This window comes from Paenibacillus sp. J2L1-98 (assembly GCF_056269405.1).
This window is the reverse complement of the sequence record NZ_JBWDNW010000005.1, coordinates 320724-335267: the sequence shown is the minus strand read 5'-3', so window position 1 is coordinate 335267 and position 14544 is coordinate 320724. Positions and strand designations below refer to the sequence as shown.

Genomic DNA, 14544 nt, shown 5'->3' with positions numbered 1-14544 from the left:
GCTCATGGCAGGAACCTCCTTCCTACTATAGCGGCCACAAGGATTACGAAGCCGATTACGGCCGCTAATCCGTAGGCCTGCACCTGGCCGTTCTGCAGCCGGACTGCCGCTCTCCCCGCGCAGCTTGCAGCTGCTCCTGTCAGCCGGACAATTCCGCCTATGACATAAGCATCAATGACCATCAGCGAAGAGCCCAGCAGCTTTAGCGGCTTCACGATAATCGCAGCGTAAAGCTCATCTACGTAATAACTGCGCTCAAGCAGCTTAACAAGCCAAGGCGTTCGTTCCTGAAATGCCGTTCTGCTGACGCTTCTTTTTCCGTATACGAGCCATCCGATATATATACCGAGAAAGGATGCGGCAATCGATCCGACAATTGCTACACCGCTGCTGTGCGCCTCTTCGCTGCCATTGTGGATCCATGAGCCGAACGAGCTGTTCCATGGGGTCTCTACGAAGCCGGAAGCAACAGCCAGCACGGCCAGCACGACCATCGGCAGCGTCATTGAAGCAGGTGATTCATGCGCACTTGATGAGGCGGCGCCCGGTTTACCCATAAACACGAGAAAGAACATTCGCGTCATGTAGAGCGCCGTGCAGAATGCGGCCGCCAAGCCGGCGATAAACAGCAGCGGGTTTGTCTCCCAGGCGATCGTCAAAATCAAATCCTTCGACCAGAAGCCGGATAACGGCGGAATGCCCGAGAGCGCTAAAGACCCGATTGCGAAGGTCCATGCCGTCACCCGCATTTTCGAGCCGAGTCCGCCCATTTCATTGATGTTTTGCGTATGTACCGCATGAATGATGCTGCCCGCTCCTAGAAACAGCAGCGCTTTGAAGAAAGCGTGCGTAAACAAATGGAAGATCCCGCCCGTTAAGGAGCCGAGACCAAGCGCCATCATCATATAGCCAAGCTGGCTGACTGTAGAGTAGGCTAAAATTCGCTTAATATCATTTTGCGCCAGCGCGATCGTCGCCGCGAACAGGGCCGTAAAGCCGCCCACATACGCTACCGTTTCCATGGCTGCCGCCGAATCCTGAAAAATATCGAAAGTCCGCGCGATAAGAAACACGCCTGCCGCGACCATCGTAGCCGCGTGGATCAACGCGCTGATCGGCGTCGGCCCCTCCATGGCATCGGGCAGCCAGACATGAAGCGGAAATTGACCCGATTTGCCGGCAGCGCCAAGAAAAATCAACAAAGCGATAAGCGTCGTGATGCCGTTCGTAATCGCACCTGACTGCCCGTCGAACACGCTTTGAATCGTTGTAAAATCAAGCGCATGATCCGGCATATACCAGAACAGCAGCAGGATCGCGAGCAGTAAGCCTGCATCGCCTATGCGCGTTACAATAAACGCTTTTTTGGCAGCTGCGCGCGCTTTGGGCAGTGTAAACCAAAATCCGATCAGCAGAAACGAGCAGACGCCGACCAATTCCCAAAATATATAAAGCGATACTAAATTGTCGGACAGAACGAGTCCGAGCATGGAGAATGTGAACAGCGCAACATAGCCGTAGAACACTGTGATCCGCTCATCATTTTTCATGTAACCGGCCGAGTATACGTTAATGAGAAAGCTGACGAGCGTGACGACCGCAAGCATAAGCGCCGTCAGATTCGTCACCTCGAACCCGATGCGGAGCGTGTAATCTCCGATTACGATCCAATCGAAGGAATAGTTATAATCATCCTCGTTAGCGCCCAGCCGATCAATCACGATGAGCAAAGATTGGAGAAAGGCCGCTAACGAACCAATCGAACCGATAAATACGCCCGCCCGCCGAAAGCTGCGGCCGAGCGCCGTCAAAACGAGGAATGCCGCCAGCGGAAACAGCGGGATCAACCAAGCCGCCTGTGTGTACATGTCCATACGCCGCGCTACCTCCTCATTTTGTCAAATTCATCGACATTAACCGTTCCCCGCAAGCGGAACAGCGCTATCAAGATGGCTACTCCGATCGCCGCTTCAGCCGCGGCAACCGTAATCGTGAATAACGAGAATATTTGCCCGGTCAGCGACGGTACTACGCCGTATTTCGAAAAGGCGACCAGATTCAAATTAACCGCATTCAGCATCAGTTCGAGCGACAGCAGAACGACGACCGCGTTTCTTTTCACTAATGCGCCATAAAGCCCGATGCAAAACAGTATGGCCGCCATCGTTAAATAGGATGGAAGCATGTTATTCATCCGCCTCCTTTTTGGCAAGCACGATCGCCCCGATAAACGCGACCGTCAAAAGCACCGAGAGCAGCTCGAACGGGATCACATATCCCGTATATAAGAGCTCTCCGATAGCCATCGTATTGTCTTCGCCCGGTTGGAAGGGCTGCGGCTCCGGGAACGTGGTCGTGCGAATGGCGAAAAACAATACGCCGAACAAGCAAAGGACGCCAACCGCCGCAAGCGTCTCGTGCAGCGGCTTCGCCGGCTCCCGCTCTACAGCCTGATGCTTCGTCATCATAATGCCGAAAATCATCAGTATCGAAACCGCTCCGGCATAGATCAGCACCTGTACGAAAGCGACGAACTCCGCCTCGAGCAGTACGAACATCCCTGCTAAGCCAAGAAAGACAGCCGCCATGGAAATGACCATATGGACAACCTTGTCTAAGCTGATCATTAGAACGGCCCCGCCAATCATAATCGCCGAGAAGACGAAAAAAGCGGCGAACTCGCCCGTAATAGCAATATTGAACAACTATTTCGCGCCCCCTTTGGCCGGCGCTCCGATATTGTTATTATCCTGCCGGGTGAGCGTATTATTGTCGGTGAGCCACTGCGCGTCCTTAAACAAGTCGTCGCGGCTGAACGTCGCCAGCTCAAAATGGTTCGACATCACGATCGCTTCGGTCGGACATACCTCGGTGCATAGGTCGCATAAGATGCATATTTCAAAATTAATATCAAACGTATCGATAACCTTGCCTTTTTTTTCAGGATCAGGGTTCGGTTTGCCGGTCAGCGTGATGCAATCCGTCGGGCAGATGCGCGCGCATTGATTGCAAACGATGCACAATTCCGGAATAAAGTGCTGAATGCCACGGAACCGATCCGGCATGACAATGGGCACGTCAGGATAGGAGGTGGTTACTTTTGGAGCCGTCATCGATTTGAGCGTAACGCCCAGTCCTTGCAGCATTCCTTTCATTTCCTTCTCCCCTTTGCTAGTTCTTAATAAACAGCTCCAAATACGCAGCCGTCAGAAACACGTTAAGCAGCGACACCGGCAGCAGCACCTTCCAGCCCAGCCCCATGAGCTGATCCACACGAATGCGCGGCAGGGTGGCGCGAATCCAAAACAGAAAAAACACGATAAACGCAAATTTGAGCAAAAACCAGACGATGCCCGGCACAAATTCGAGAAACGGAGCCGGTGCATGCCAGCCGCCAAGGAACAGCACGGTCGTAAGTGCGGCAATCGCATAAACGTACACATATTCTGAAAGCATAAAAAACGCGAAGCGGAAACCGCTGTATTCAACATGGTAGCCCGCGACAAGCTCCGACTCCGCCTCCGGCAGATCGAACGGCGTACGATTGAGTTCCGAGACAGCTGCAATGATGAATATGGCAAAGCCAATGAACTGCGGCAGGAAATTCCAGTCCCAGAACCAGCCGCCGCTTTGCGCCGCCACGATATCGCGTAAATTCAGGCTTCCGCTGAGCAATATAACGCCTACGACCGAAATGACGAGCGGCACCTCATAGCTTATCATCTGCGCCGCTGAGCGCATACCCCCAAGGAGCGCATACTTGTTATTTGAAGCCCAGCCGCCAAGCACGATCGCAAGCGTTGAAATGCCCGACAAGGCTACATAATAGAGCAGTCCGACATTCAAATCTGCGAAATAAAGATTTTGCGTATACGGGAGCACGGCCAGCACCGAGAAGGCCGGTACATAAGCCAGCGCAGGCGCGATTATAAACAGAACCCGGTCAGCTTTGCGCGGTATCGTATCTTCCTTAATGAGAAGTTTGAATATATCAGCCACCGTCTGCAGCAAACCGAACGGGCCGACCCGATTGGGACCGACGCGCAGCTGCATCCAGCCGATCACCTTGCGCTCGAAATAAATCGCATACGTAACGAAGCCAAGCACGATGAACAGAAATACAACCGCCCATAAAAACAGCACCAGCGCGTTTCCCCATGTGAGCGATTGGTTAAGCCAAGGCAGCATCAGCAATCGACCTCCCCGACGACAATATCAATGCCGCCCAGTATTGTTATGAGATTCGTCATCGTTTCACCTACGAGCAGCTTTGGCAGTATTTGCAAATTAACGAAGGACGGCCGCCGGAATTTGAGCCTGTACGGCTCGGCTTTGCCTTTCGAGACGATATGGCAGCCGATTTCCCCGCGCGGCGATTCAATGCGCACGTAAACCTCTCCTGCCGGAGGACGGATCGCGCGGGGCACCTTCCCCATCGTTTCCCCGCCGTCCGGAAAGCTCGCCAGCGCTTGCTTCAAAATACGCAGGCTTTGACGAATCTCCTCCAGCCGGATGCGGTAACGGTCATAGCAATCGCCGTTTTTGCCCAGCGGCACGTCGAATTCGAACTGGCTGTACAAGCTGTACGGCTCCGCCTTCCGAATGTCAAAGTCTACACCGGTACAGCGCAAATTGGCCCCCGAAAGACCGTAATCAATCGCTGTCGCTGCATCGTATTGTCCGATTCCTCTAATGCGGGCCAGAAAAATTTCGTTGCCGCTGACCAGCCTGTCGTACTCCTCCAGCTTGTTCTCCATATATGGAATAAATTCGCGCACCTTATCCAGCCAGCCCGGAGGCGCATCCCACTTCACTCCGCCGACTCTCATATAGTTATAGGTCAACCTTGCGCCGCACAGCTCATTGAACAGATCGATAATGATTTCCCTGTCGCGGAACGCATATAGAAAAGGGCTCATTGCCCCGATATCCAGCAGGTAGGTTCCCCACCAGACAAGATGGCTCGCTACACGCTGCATCTCCATGACGATAAGCCGAAGATACTCCGCCCGCTGCGGAACTTCAAGTCCCATCATCGTCTCGACCGCATGCACGAGCACATAATTATTCGTCATCGCGGAGACGTAATCCATACGGTCCGTATAAGGGATGATTTGCGTGAAATTTAAATTTTCAGCGATCTTCTCGGTACCTCGATGCAGGTAGCCCATGACGGGCGTCGCCTCAGTAATGACTTCCCCATCGAGCTTCACGATGATTCGGAATACGCCATGCGTGCTTGGATGCTGGGGACCAACGTTTAACAGCAGTTCTTCTGTACGAATCAAGGGCTGCCTACACCTCCGAGTCTAACGGTTCATAATCTTTGCGCAGCGGATGGCCGACCCAGTCGTCGGGCATCATAATCCGCCTCATATCGGGGTGCCCGGGAAAATTGATGCCCAGCAGATCGTAGATTTCGCGTTCATTCCAATTAGCCGTCGCCCAGACCGGCGTTACGGAATAGACGGATGCCGCATCCCGGTCCGCCTTGATCTTTATCGCGGCCTCCCGTTTGCTGCCGAGCGAAACCATATGATACACCACTTCCATATGCGTCTCGTAATCGACACCGGACACATTGCGCAAGTAGTTAAAGCGAAGCTGTTCATGCTCCTTGAGCAGCCGGGCAGCTTCGCGCCAATGCGAATTACTTACGATAATCACCGGCATATCGCCGTTTAGTTCATTCACGTAAGCATCCTCGACCGCTGCCTCCTCAATCTCCTGCTTCAGCAGCCCCACGATAGCATCCAGCTCCGGCTGCCTCGGTGACGGCGGCTTTGGCGCATCCGGCGGGGCTTCTCCCGCTTCCGCCTTTTCCTTCGCTGCGGCTCTAGCGGCGCGCGCTTCGGCCGCCGCCTTCAGCTTCGCCTCGCGCTCAGCGTCTATGGGCGGCTCCGTAAGCGGCTTCTCTCCGCTATTCTTCTGCTCCTCGCTCATCGGCCGGTCACCCGCTTTCCGGTTTTCGCCTCGTAACGGATCTTCTCCTGCAGTTTATTAATGCCATAGATAAGCGCTGCCGGGTTAGGCGGGCAGCCGGGAATATATACATCGACTGGCACGATTTGATCGACGCCTTTAATAACCGCGTACGACTTAATATACGGCCCGCCAGCTGTTGCGCAAGAGCCCATTGCGATGACCCACTTCGGCTCCGGCATTTGATCATACAGCCTCCTAAGGAGCGGTCCCATTTTTTTCGTGACCGTCCCCGCAACGATCATAACGTCCGACTGGCGCGGCGAGGTGCGGAACATGACGCCGAAGCGGTCCAAATCATAATGGGACGCTCCCGTCCCCATCATTTCAATCGCGCAGCAGGCAAGCCCGAACGTCAGCGGCCATAACGAGTTGCTCCTTGCCCAAGCCTTTAATTGCTCCAAGGTTCCCATAAATACGTTGCGCTCCAGCTCTTTGCGCTCCTCTATCGAAATCGACTCTAAACTGAATTCCATTTTAGCACCTTCTTTTTCCAGGCGTATAGAAGACCAATAAACAGCATTCCCGCAAAAATCAGCATTTCGATTAGCACAAATAAGCCGAGCTTATTATATGCGACGGCCCAAGGATATAAGAAAACGGTTTCCACATCAAAGATGACAAACATTAAAGCAAACAAGTAATAGCGGATGTTAAAACGGACCTGTCCTTCACCTACCGGCTCATTGCCGCTTTCGTAAGTGGTTTGCTTGAGCTCAGTCGGCTTGTTCGGTCTGAGCAGCCTCCCCGCAGTCAATGCAACGACTGGGAGCAAAATGCCAAGCACGATAAAAACAGCCACAACGACATAATTATTGGCGTAGTTTTCCACACGATCGCCTCCGTCAATTGAATAGGTACGGACCGTTGCCGCTTGGTCAATTTTCCTCACAATTATAACAAATGCTTCCACACTCGTCTATGATGGAGTTAGGCCTGAACCGGATCCCGGTCCGGCATCTCTCCCGCTTGACCGGGCGATTCTTGGTCTTGCTTCTCACTCTCCCCCTGCGGCTTTATCTCAGGAAAGCTGCCGTCACTGTTATCCCGCTTTCCTCTAATGGCCGCAATGACCAGCAGGATGACCGGCAGAAGAAAGCCATGAATCAGGCTATAGACGGTCCACGTTTGAGTCGCAAATTGTTTTGCATGCGCTGAATTTCGATATACCAGTAAAGAGAAGGGGACGATCATAAACGCATACGGCACGACCAACGACCGATAGGAATGCAAATTCAGCATTTGAGCGGTAATAACCGCCAGTACGTATACGCAGAGTGACAGCTTCATAAAGACGGTTCCGATCCAAACCATCGCCGCAAATATTTCGACCCGCACCAATATATCCGCGATGTTAATGGTTTTGGCCATATCATAAACGGCGAACGGGCTGCGGCTCGCCTCATCGACCCCCATAACGCCAACTAAAAACACGATAATCATGACTCTCACAAAAGTAATTACTACAGCCGAGAGCTTCAATGATTTTCTAAGCTTCATGCGGTCCTGCTTTCGCACAAGCGGTAAAATCATCGTAATAAATACAAATTCACCAATCGGAAAACCCAATACCGGATAAACGCCCTTGATCGGCCGCTTCCAGCCCTCATACAATAAAGGCTGAAAGTTATGTAAATCCAATTGATTAAATAATGAGATAAAAATGATGATTATGACAAACAATCCCCCGCCATACAGTATTTCTCCCGTTCGCGCAATGGTTTCGATACCTAAGATTACGCCGTAAATGACGACGATCATAAACGTGCAGTTAATGAACCACTCCGGAGTTTGCGGCAGTACGGCGATGCTCAAAAAATCAGACACGTTGCGAAGGACAAGCGCGCTGAGCAGAAGAAAAAACATAATATAAATCAAAGTCAGCGCTTTCCCTCCCCATACTCCGAGCACCCTTTCCGCATACTGGGCAAGCGACAAATTCGGAAATCGATCCGCAAGCGCCAAATAAATGAGCAAAATCAAGTAATTAATCGGACCGGTAAGCAGCATCGATATCCAACCGTCCTGCTTTGCAATTAACGTTACAGAGGTTGGCACAATAAGCGCCGCGCTTCCAATAGCGAATAAATACAATATTTTCGCGCATTGGCCGGATGTGATTTCCGCATTGTTCATTCCAGTGAATTTGCTCATCTCTGTGTTTTCTCCTCCTCAAGCCAGCCCATAATCGGCTTATTAATCGGTGCAAGAATAGTGGCAATAATGTCCGTCGGGTTCGGAACGGGTATTCGCAGCAGTTGGGCTGCAATAAGCAGAGTGCCTGCTATTAGAATAAACAATGCCCAGCCTCTATCACGCAAAAGGCGCTGATCGCGGTTTTGTTTCCAAATAACCGCTCCTGTCGCCGCAGCGAGCAGTACAACAACAATAAGAGCCAGCATGCTGTTCACTCATTTCACAATAGATTCGTCCCGTACACCCGATCCTTCTATGGTGGTACTGCATATGACTTCGCTTTTCACAGTTGGAAATACTGACGTCCATTCCCCTTCTATTCGCTTCCAAATAACCGGCTGCTGAAAATAAATTTCCTTTCCCCAACCAAGCGCATCGGTTCGCAGCTGTTTTTGAAGCTTGACAATCGCTGCTTGTAACTCCTCCTTTACAGCCTGACTGGTTAGCATGCCAAGCTGATTCAGCACCTTCTCATCCCGGACATCTACGCCCGAACATAAAATCTCATGTATGCTTCCTTTCAGGATCAGTTGCGCCTGAATAAACGGCATGCCATGCTCGCCTTGCTTAACCTTATACTTCATATCAGCCTTATGAATCTCCACGATCAAATTTCCCTCGGTATCCGGGCATGCGAGCTTTACGACAGTACTATTCACTTTATTTTGCATCCACGATAATCCTCTTGATTCCTTCGGCTTTAAATAACCGATGAGCTTGCCATCGCGAAAAACAGCCATCGTCGATAGCATTGGAGAGGCCGAGGCCGGGATACTGTTTACATTTTCGTTCGAACGGCCGGCAGCTTTCTCACCCTCAATCCGCATGGAGGGAATTGCTGCCTGCTGCTTTCCTTTTGCTTGCAGCCTTGTTATATCCTGAACTTTGACCACATAATTCATGGCGTATGCAGACTGATTAACCTCAATCATTTCGTGAATCTGATTAGTCGGAATAGATTCCATTTGCGTCGTTAATTGCAGCAGCTGCCTCGCCTTAATGCCACGGGTGATGACCACGGAAATATCGGTCCGGATATCCGGATTTCTTTCTATCATATCTAATAACGGGTAGATGCCCTTTCTCGCCATCTTCTCCCCGATAATCAACATTTGGGTGTGGGAGAAAAATAGCCTCCTCGACGTCTTGGCAGACATCTTGCGGATCGCTTCAAAAAGCGTATCGCCGGTTTCCGTAAACGTGGTCACGGGCGTTCCGCCAATTCCGCCCTTGCTTTGAGAAGCAACGTTTTGCGGCAGCACGACCTGAGCGGTCACCTGAAGCTTCTGCTTGCCCTGCATATCTTCATCGATGCCTAAAGCCAGCACGACCCCAAGCTTGTCCAGATAACGGTAATCCCAACAGCCGCTTAACAGAATAAGTGTGCAGACTGTCCAAAGCAGCATTGATTTACGGCATAATTGCATCACTCTGCTTTGTCGCATGACGTCCTTCCCTCGAATCATTGCTCCGGCTCCTTCCTAAGCCCCAGTTCTATGTCCTCCCTCACTTTGTTGTTATCAGCCATTTTTTTGGGCCGTTCACGCATCAGCCATAGCGGCGCCCGGACGAATGTATCCTTCATATCCTTCAGAGAAAAAGGGGCAAGGGGCTGAAAATACGGCATACCGAATGATCTTAAATTGCTGAGATGCAGAATCAGAAGCAGAACAACCAAAGCGATCCCAAAAAAACCGAGCGTCGATGCGGCCAGCAGCAGCATAAAGCGCATCAGCCTCGCAGCGATGCCAAGGTTGTAAGAAGGCGATACGAAGCTGGCGATCGCTGTGAACGACACGACGATAACGACCGCCGGAGATACGATGCCCGCCTCGACGACCGATTGCCCAATAACCAAACCGCCGACGATCGATATCGTATTCCCGGCGGCGCTCGGCATGCGCACGACGGCTTCCCGCAAAATTTCGAATACAAATTCCATAATAAAGGCTTCCAGATAAGCGGGAAAAGGCACGCCCTCCCGTTGAGCGGCCAGCTTCAGCAGCAGCTGGGTCGGTATCATTTCCTGATGAAAGCCTACGACGGCCACATAAACAGAAGGCATCAGCAGCGCAATCAGGAAAGAAACGTACCGGAGCATCCGCAAAAAAGTCGCAATATCAAATCGTTGGTAATAATCCTCTGACGCTTGAAAAAACATGTTGAGTACAGCCGGCACAATGAGCACAAAAGGCGTTCCGTCGATAAATATGGCAATGCGTCCTTCAAGCAAATTACCGGCTACCGAATCCGGCCGCTCGTTGCTCAATATGGTCGGGAACGGCGTCCACTTCTGATCGGCGATCAGCTCCTCAATATTACCGGATTCCAAAATGCCGTCTATATGTATCGCTTCCAGCCGTTCCCTCAAATCCTTCAGTACATTCTCGTCGGCCAGACCCTTGATATACATAATGCTGACCGGCGTTTGCGAGATTTCCCCGATCGTCCACTGCTCCATCCACAGCTTCGGGCTGCGTATTTTTCTGCGAAGCATGGAAGTATTCATCCGGATCGATTCTGTAAACCCTTCCCTTGGACCGCGAATCGCCATCTCGGTTTTAGGCTCTTCAACGGCTCTTCTTGCGCCGCCGATAACGTTAGCTGCGATCGCATATTCTGCACCCTCAGCCATAATGATGCAATAGCCCATGAACAGCTTTTGATACAGCGTTTTCCAGTCGCAAATATCGGTTACGATTCCTGTCGACAGCAATCTGCTCTTCATAGCAGCTAGAATATCATTCGGCTGCTTGCTTAAATCTTTCGGAAACCGCACTCTATGCAGTGGTTGAATGACGTATTCATTCAGCTTCTCATCTTCGACCATTCCCTGGACGAATACGATAAGAGCTTTCGTACCACCCGGATCGGTAAGCAGCAGCTCTCGAAAAATAATATCCTGACTTTCCCCAAGATCTTGTTTGACCGTTTCCCTATTTTGCTCCAGCGAAGTCGAAAGGGGCTTATTCGATAGAGGCTCAAGCTGCTCGTGCTCATGCTTTCCTGCCAGGGCTGACCTCTTTTCAGCACTTTTTCCCGATTTGCCTTTGCCCTGCATCGATGATCCGAACATTTGCCCCCCCCCTTTCTGCCAGAATAGTGGATCTGTCTTAGGATAACTATTCCATGGCATAATTATGTACTCAGCCACCATCCGCAGGCAGAATAGACAAATAAACAACGGTTAAATTTTCACCGTCCTAAATAGACAAAAAAAGATCCGCAGGCCCCCTTTGTAAGGTTTCCTGCGGATCTTTGCACTTTCATACTACCGGATTCGCGATTCTGTCAGCTTAAATTGTCCGACCAACTGCTGCAAGAGCGTTGTAATCGACTCTTTTTGGTGAATTCACCCATAATATTAGTGTTTATGGCGAATTATATCGTTTTACGATCAATATTTTAAAAAATAATCGCCAAAACACGAACATTAATGATAAAACCTTACATAACAAAAAGCACCGCCCATGCCTATGAAGGCATGAGCGGTGCTTAGTTGGTGATGCTTATTTTTGTTTTACGTTCAGACGATTCATCGCACGCTGCAAAGCAAGCTCTGCACGACGGAAATCGATCTGATCCTGCTTAGCGGCAAGACGCTGCTCGGCACGCTGTTTAGCGGCTTCTGCACGCTCGATGTTAATATCGGTTGCAAGCTCTGCGCTCTCGGCAAGAATAACGATCTTATCCTTGCGTACCTCGATAAAGCCTCCATTAACGGCTACAACATCAGCTTTATTATCGCGTTTGATGACAACAGGAGCGATACGAAGCGGCGTTACGAGCGGAATGTGATTTGGCAAAATACCAAGCTCACCATCAATACCCTTTACGCTAACCATGTTCGCTGTCTCTGTGTACACCTTACGCTCCGGTGTTACGATCTCTACCAAAAACGAACTCATGTGGATTCCTCCCGCCTTTCGCTATTAAAGCGTTTTGGCTTTCTCCACGGCTTCTTCAATCACACCAACATATCGGAAAGCTTCTTCCGGAAGGTCGTCATGTTTGCCCTCGAGAATTTCTTTAAAGCTGCGAACAGATTCTTTAACAGGTACATATTTACCTTTGATACCTGTGAACGGTTCAGCAACGTGGAACGGTTGAGACAGGAAGAGTTGAATTTTACGTGCGCGAGACACGGTCAATTTATCTTCTTCGCTTAGCTCGTCCATACCAAGGATTGCGATAATATCTTGAAGCTCTTTGTAGCGCTGAAGAATTTTCTTAACGCCTTGAGCTACATTGTAGTGCTCTTCACCCAAAACTGCCGGGCTTAGGATACGTGAAGACGACGCGAGCGGATCAACCGCTGGGAAGATACCCATCTCGGAAATTTTACGCTCAAGGTTCGTCGTTGCATCCAAGTGGGCAAACGTCGTTGCAGGAGCCGGATCCGTGTAGTCATCGGCAGGCACGTAGATCGCTTGGATCGAAGTAACCGAGCCTTTTTTCGTTGACGTGATACGCTCTTGCAGCTGACCCATTTCAGTTGCCAGCGTTGGCTGGTAACCTACTGCGGAAGGCATACGGCCTAGAAGGGCCGAAACCTCGGAGCCTGCTTGCGTGAAACGGAAGATGTTATCGACGAACAATAGTACGTCTTTGCCTTCTTCATCACGGAAATATTCAGCCATTGTCAGACCCGTCAAAGCAACGCGTTGACGTGCGCCTGGCGGCTCATTCATTTGTCCGAATACCATCGCAGTTTTGCTAAGTACGCCGGAGTCTTTCATCTCGTGGTAAAGGTCATTACCTTCACGAGTACGCTCACCAACACCTGCGAATACGGAAATACCGCCGTGCTCTTGTGCGATGTTGTTAATAAGCTCTTGAATCGTAACCGTTTTACCTACGCCCGCGCCGCCGAAGAGGCCGATTTTACCGCCTTTTGCGTATGGAGCGAGAAGGTCGATTACTTTAATGCCTGTTTCAAGAATTTCCGCTTGCGTGGATAATTGATCGAAAGCAGGTGCTGCACGGTGAATCGGAAGATTAATTGTCGAAGTGGCATCGCCAGCTTCGTCGATCGGCTCTCCAAGTACGTTAAATACACGGCCGAGCGTTGGAGCTCCAACCGGAATAGTAATTGGTGCGCCTGTATCTACAGCGATCATACCGCGTACAAGACCGTCTGTCGTACTCATAGCTACGGCACGTACCTTATTGTCACCGAGGTGAACGGCTACTTCAAGCGTCAAGTTAATATCAATGCCGCCTGCTTCGCCCTTTTGCTCGATTTTGACAGCGTTCAAAATTTCCGGCAAATTGCCGCGTTCGAACTCTAAGTCTACGACCGGACCCATGACGGATACAACATGTCCTTTTTTCATGGTTTTCCCTCCTGGTTCCTTCTTGTTACTGCAAGCGGGTCAGCTTATGACAAGCGCCCGGCTCTTACAGCTATAGGTTACGATTGGGCGTTTGCCCCCGCAACGATTTCGGATATTTCTTGCGTAATCGCCGCTTGACGCGCTCTATTGTAAGTGAGCGTCAATTGGTTGATGATTTTCGTTGCATTTTTCGTTGCGCTTCCCATGGCAGTCATACGTGCCCCGAACTCACTTGCTTTGCCGTCTAGAACCGCGCTGTAAATGAGCGTTTCCGCATATTTAGGCAGCAGTACTTCAAGCACGCCCTCCGGTGATGGCTCGTATTCGTACGATGTGACAGATGCGTTTCCGCCCACTTCTTCAAGCGGCAATAAACGTAATGCTGTCGGAACTTGAGTAATCGCATTAACGAATTCGTTGTAGTACAAGTAAAGCTCATCATAAGCGCCTTCAGAGAACTTCTTAACCGCAGAATAAGCAACCGATTTAATGTCAGCGAATGACGGAGCATCCGGCAAGCCAGTCACTTCCTCAACGATCGGCATGTTACGGCGGCGGAAATAATCGCGACCCTTCCGTCCGATAACGAACAGCACGTAATCATCATTTGACTGATGCTTTTCACGAATCGTTTGCGTTACTTTACGAAGAATGTTCGCGTTGTAGCCGCCTGCAAGACCGCGATCGGAAGTAATAACGAGATAACCCGTCTTCTTAACCGGACGCGATTCCAACATCGGATGCTTCACACCCTTTGTGCCTGCTGCGATGCTTGCTACAACTTCCTTCAGCTTCTCAGCGTATGGACGCGATGCTTGAGCTGCTTCCTGCGCTTTTCTTAAGCGGGAAGCGGCAACCATCTCCATCGCTTTTGTGATCTGCTTCGTATTTTGTTTACTCTTGATCTCGCGTTTAATATCGCGCATACCTTTTGCCATTTGGTTTCACCCGCCTTTGTTGCTTTGGACCTGCTCCAAAGCCTGGTGTTGGTGGAGTAAGTAGCCTAAGCCCGGACAACATGAACGGGCTT

General features: G+C 50.7%; 16 protein-coding genes. All 16 read right to left on the bottom strand.

The features are described from left to right. Positions 1 to 2: 2 nt before the first annotated feature. A complete protein-coding gene (nuoL, locus tag AC0YNZ_RS13505) occupies positions 3 to 1874 on the bottom strand; it encodes an NADH-quinone oxidoreductase subunit L (protein WP_475827084.1) in 1872 nt (623 codons plus the stop codon). A gap of 8 nt (positions 1875 to 1882) precedes the next feature. Beyond that, positions 1883 to 2194 carry an NADH-quinone oxidoreductase subunit NuoK gene (nuoK, locus tag AC0YNZ_RS13500; RefSeq protein ID WP_110770219.1) on the bottom strand — a complete coding sequence of 104 codons (312 nt, stop codon included), beginning with the start codon at positions 2192 to 2194 and terminating at the stop codon, positions 1883 to 1885. Beyond that, positions 2187 to 2705, bottom strand: coding sequence for an NADH-quinone oxidoreductase subunit J (locus tag AC0YNZ_RS13495; protein ID WP_475827083.1), 519 nt, complete (start codon positions 2703 to 2705; stop codon positions 2187 to 2189). Before AC0YNZ_RS13495 ends, nuoK begins: the two co-directional genes overlap by 8 nt. Then, positions 2706 to 3155: an NADH-quinone oxidoreductase subunit NuoI gene (gene nuoI, locus AC0YNZ_RS13490; RefSeq protein ID WP_056630960.1), complete on the bottom strand. Its 450-nt coding sequence runs from the start codon at positions 3153 to 3155 to the stop codon at positions 2706 to 2708. A 16-nt stretch (positions 3156 to 3171) separates the two neighbouring features. Next, complete coding sequence (gene nuoH, locus AC0YNZ_RS13485; RefSeq protein WP_475827082.1) at positions 3172 to 4188, bottom strand: NADH-quinone oxidoreductase subunit NuoH; 1017 nt, start codon at positions 4186 to 4188, stop codon at positions 3172 to 3174. Then, a complete protein-coding gene (locus tag AC0YNZ_RS13480) occupies positions 4188 to 5288 on the bottom strand; it encodes an NADH-quinone oxidoreductase subunit D (RefSeq protein WP_110770216.1) in 1101 nt (366 codons plus the stop codon). Before AC0YNZ_RS13480 ends, nuoH begins: the two co-directional genes overlap by 1 nt. Positions 5289 to 5295: 7 nt before the next feature. Next, positions 5296 to 5943, bottom strand: coding sequence for an NADH-quinone oxidoreductase subunit C (locus tag AC0YNZ_RS13475; protein ID WP_475827081.1), 648 nt, complete (start codon positions 5941 to 5943; stop codon positions 5296 to 5298). Then, positions 5940 to 6458, bottom strand: a complete 519-nt coding sequence (locus AC0YNZ_RS13470; protein WP_056630949.1) for a NuoB/complex I 20 kDa subunit family protein — start codon at positions 6456 to 6458, stop codon at positions 5940 to 5942. The genes AC0YNZ_RS13475 and AC0YNZ_RS13470 overlap by 4 nt, the downstream gene beginning before the upstream one ends. Then, positions 6443 to 6814 carry an NADH-quinone oxidoreductase subunit A gene (locus AC0YNZ_RS13465; protein WP_475827103.1) on the bottom strand — a complete coding sequence of 124 codons (372 nt, stop codon included), beginning with the start codon at positions 6812 to 6814 and terminating at the stop codon, positions 6443 to 6445. The genes AC0YNZ_RS13470 and AC0YNZ_RS13465 overlap by 16 nt, the downstream gene beginning before the upstream one ends. A gap of 98 nt (positions 6815 to 6912) precedes the next feature. Continuing rightward, positions 6913 to 8136 (bottom strand): GerAB/ArcD/ProY family transporter, encoded by a 1224-nt coding sequence (locus AC0YNZ_RS13460; RefSeq protein ID WP_475827080.1) that lies wholly within the window; start codon positions 8134 to 8136, stop codon positions 6913 to 6915. Further along, entirely contained in the window at positions 8133 to 8384 is a 252-nt protein-coding gene (locus AC0YNZ_RS13455) for a hypothetical protein (RefSeq protein WP_475827079.1), read from the bottom strand. The genes AC0YNZ_RS13460 and AC0YNZ_RS13455 overlap by 4 nt, the downstream gene beginning before the upstream one ends. Positions 8385 to 8393: 9 nt before the next feature. Then, positions 8394 to 9644 carry a Ger(x)C family spore germination protein gene (locus AC0YNZ_RS13450; RefSeq protein ID WP_475827078.1) on the bottom strand — a complete coding sequence of 417 codons (1251 nt, stop codon included), beginning with the start codon at positions 9642 to 9644 and terminating at the stop codon, positions 8394 to 8396. Then, entirely contained in the window at positions 9641 to 11254 is a 1614-nt protein-coding gene (locus tag AC0YNZ_RS13445) for a spore germination protein (protein WP_475827077.1), read from the bottom strand. Before AC0YNZ_RS13445 ends, AC0YNZ_RS13450 begins: the two co-directional genes overlap by 4 nt. 433 nt (positions 11255 to 11687) lie before the next feature. Next, positions 11688 to 12086, bottom strand: a complete 399-nt coding sequence (locus AC0YNZ_RS13440; RefSeq protein WP_110770209.1) for a F0F1 ATP synthase subunit epsilon — start codon at positions 12084 to 12086, stop codon at positions 11688 to 11690. Between the two features lie 24 nt (positions 12087 to 12110). Beyond that, positions 12111 to 13514 carry a F0F1 ATP synthase subunit beta gene (atpD, locus tag AC0YNZ_RS13435; protein WP_110770208.1) on the bottom strand — a complete coding sequence of 468 codons (1404 nt, stop codon included), beginning with the start codon at positions 13512 to 13514 and terminating at the stop codon, positions 12111 to 12113. Between the two features lie 77 nt (positions 13515 to 13591). Then, entirely contained in the window at positions 13592 to 14452 is an 861-nt protein-coding gene (gene atpG, locus AC0YNZ_RS13430) for an ATP synthase F1 subunit gamma (protein WP_110770207.1), read from the bottom strand. Positions 14453 to 14544 lie beyond the last annotated feature (92 nt).

Excerpts from the sequence above, each read along its gene's own strand:
- nuoL (WP_475827084.1), bottom strand. The coding sequence starts at position 1,874 with ATGGACATGTACACACAGGCGGCTTGGTTGATCCCGCTGTTTCCGCTG.
- nuoK (WP_110770219.1), bottom strand. The coding sequence starts at position 2,194 with ATGAATAACATGCTTCCATCCTATTTAACGATGGCGGCCATACTGTTT.
- nuoI (WP_056630960.1), bottom strand. The coding sequence starts at position 3,155 with ATGAAAGGAATGCTGCAAGGACTGGGCGTTACGCTCAAATCGATGACG.
- nuoH (WP_475827082.1), bottom strand. The coding sequence starts at position 4,188 with ATGCTGCCTTGGCTTAACCAATCGCTCACATGGGGAAACGCGCTGGTG.
- AC0YNZ_RS13475 (WP_475827081.1), bottom strand. The coding sequence starts at position 5,943 with ATGAGCGAGGAGCAGAAGAATAGCGGAGAGAAGCCGCTTACGGAGCCG.
- AC0YNZ_RS13470 (WP_056630949.1), bottom strand. The coding sequence starts at position 6,458 with ATGGAATTCAGTTTAGAGTCGATTTCGATAGAGGAGCGCAAAGAGCTG.
- AC0YNZ_RS13460 (WP_475827080.1), bottom strand. The coding sequence starts at position 8,136 with ATGAGCAAATTCACTGGAATGAACAATGCGGAAATCACATCCGGCCAA.
- AC0YNZ_RS13455 (WP_475827079.1), bottom strand. The coding sequence starts at position 8,384 with ATGCTGGCTCTTATTGTTGTTGTACTGCTCGCTGCGGCGACAGGAGCG.
- AC0YNZ_RS13450 (WP_475827078.1), bottom strand. The coding sequence starts at position 9,644 with ATGATTCGAGGGAAGGACGTCATGCGACAAAGCAGAGTGATGCAATTA.
- AC0YNZ_RS13445 (WP_475827077.1), bottom strand. The coding sequence starts at position 11,254 with ATGTTCGGATCATCGATGCAGGGCAAAGGCAAATCGGGAAAAAGTGCT.
- AC0YNZ_RS13440 (WP_110770209.1), bottom strand. The coding sequence starts at position 12,086 with ATGAGTTCGTTTTTGGTAGAGATCGTAACACCGGAGCGTAAGGTGTAC.
- atpD (WP_110770208.1), bottom strand. The coding sequence starts at position 13,514 with ATGAAAAAAGGACATGTTGTATCCGTCATGGGTCCGGTCGTAGACTTA.
- atpG (WP_110770207.1), bottom strand. The coding sequence starts at position 14,452 with ATGGCAAAAGGTATGCGCGATATTAAACGCGAGATCAAGAGTAAACAA.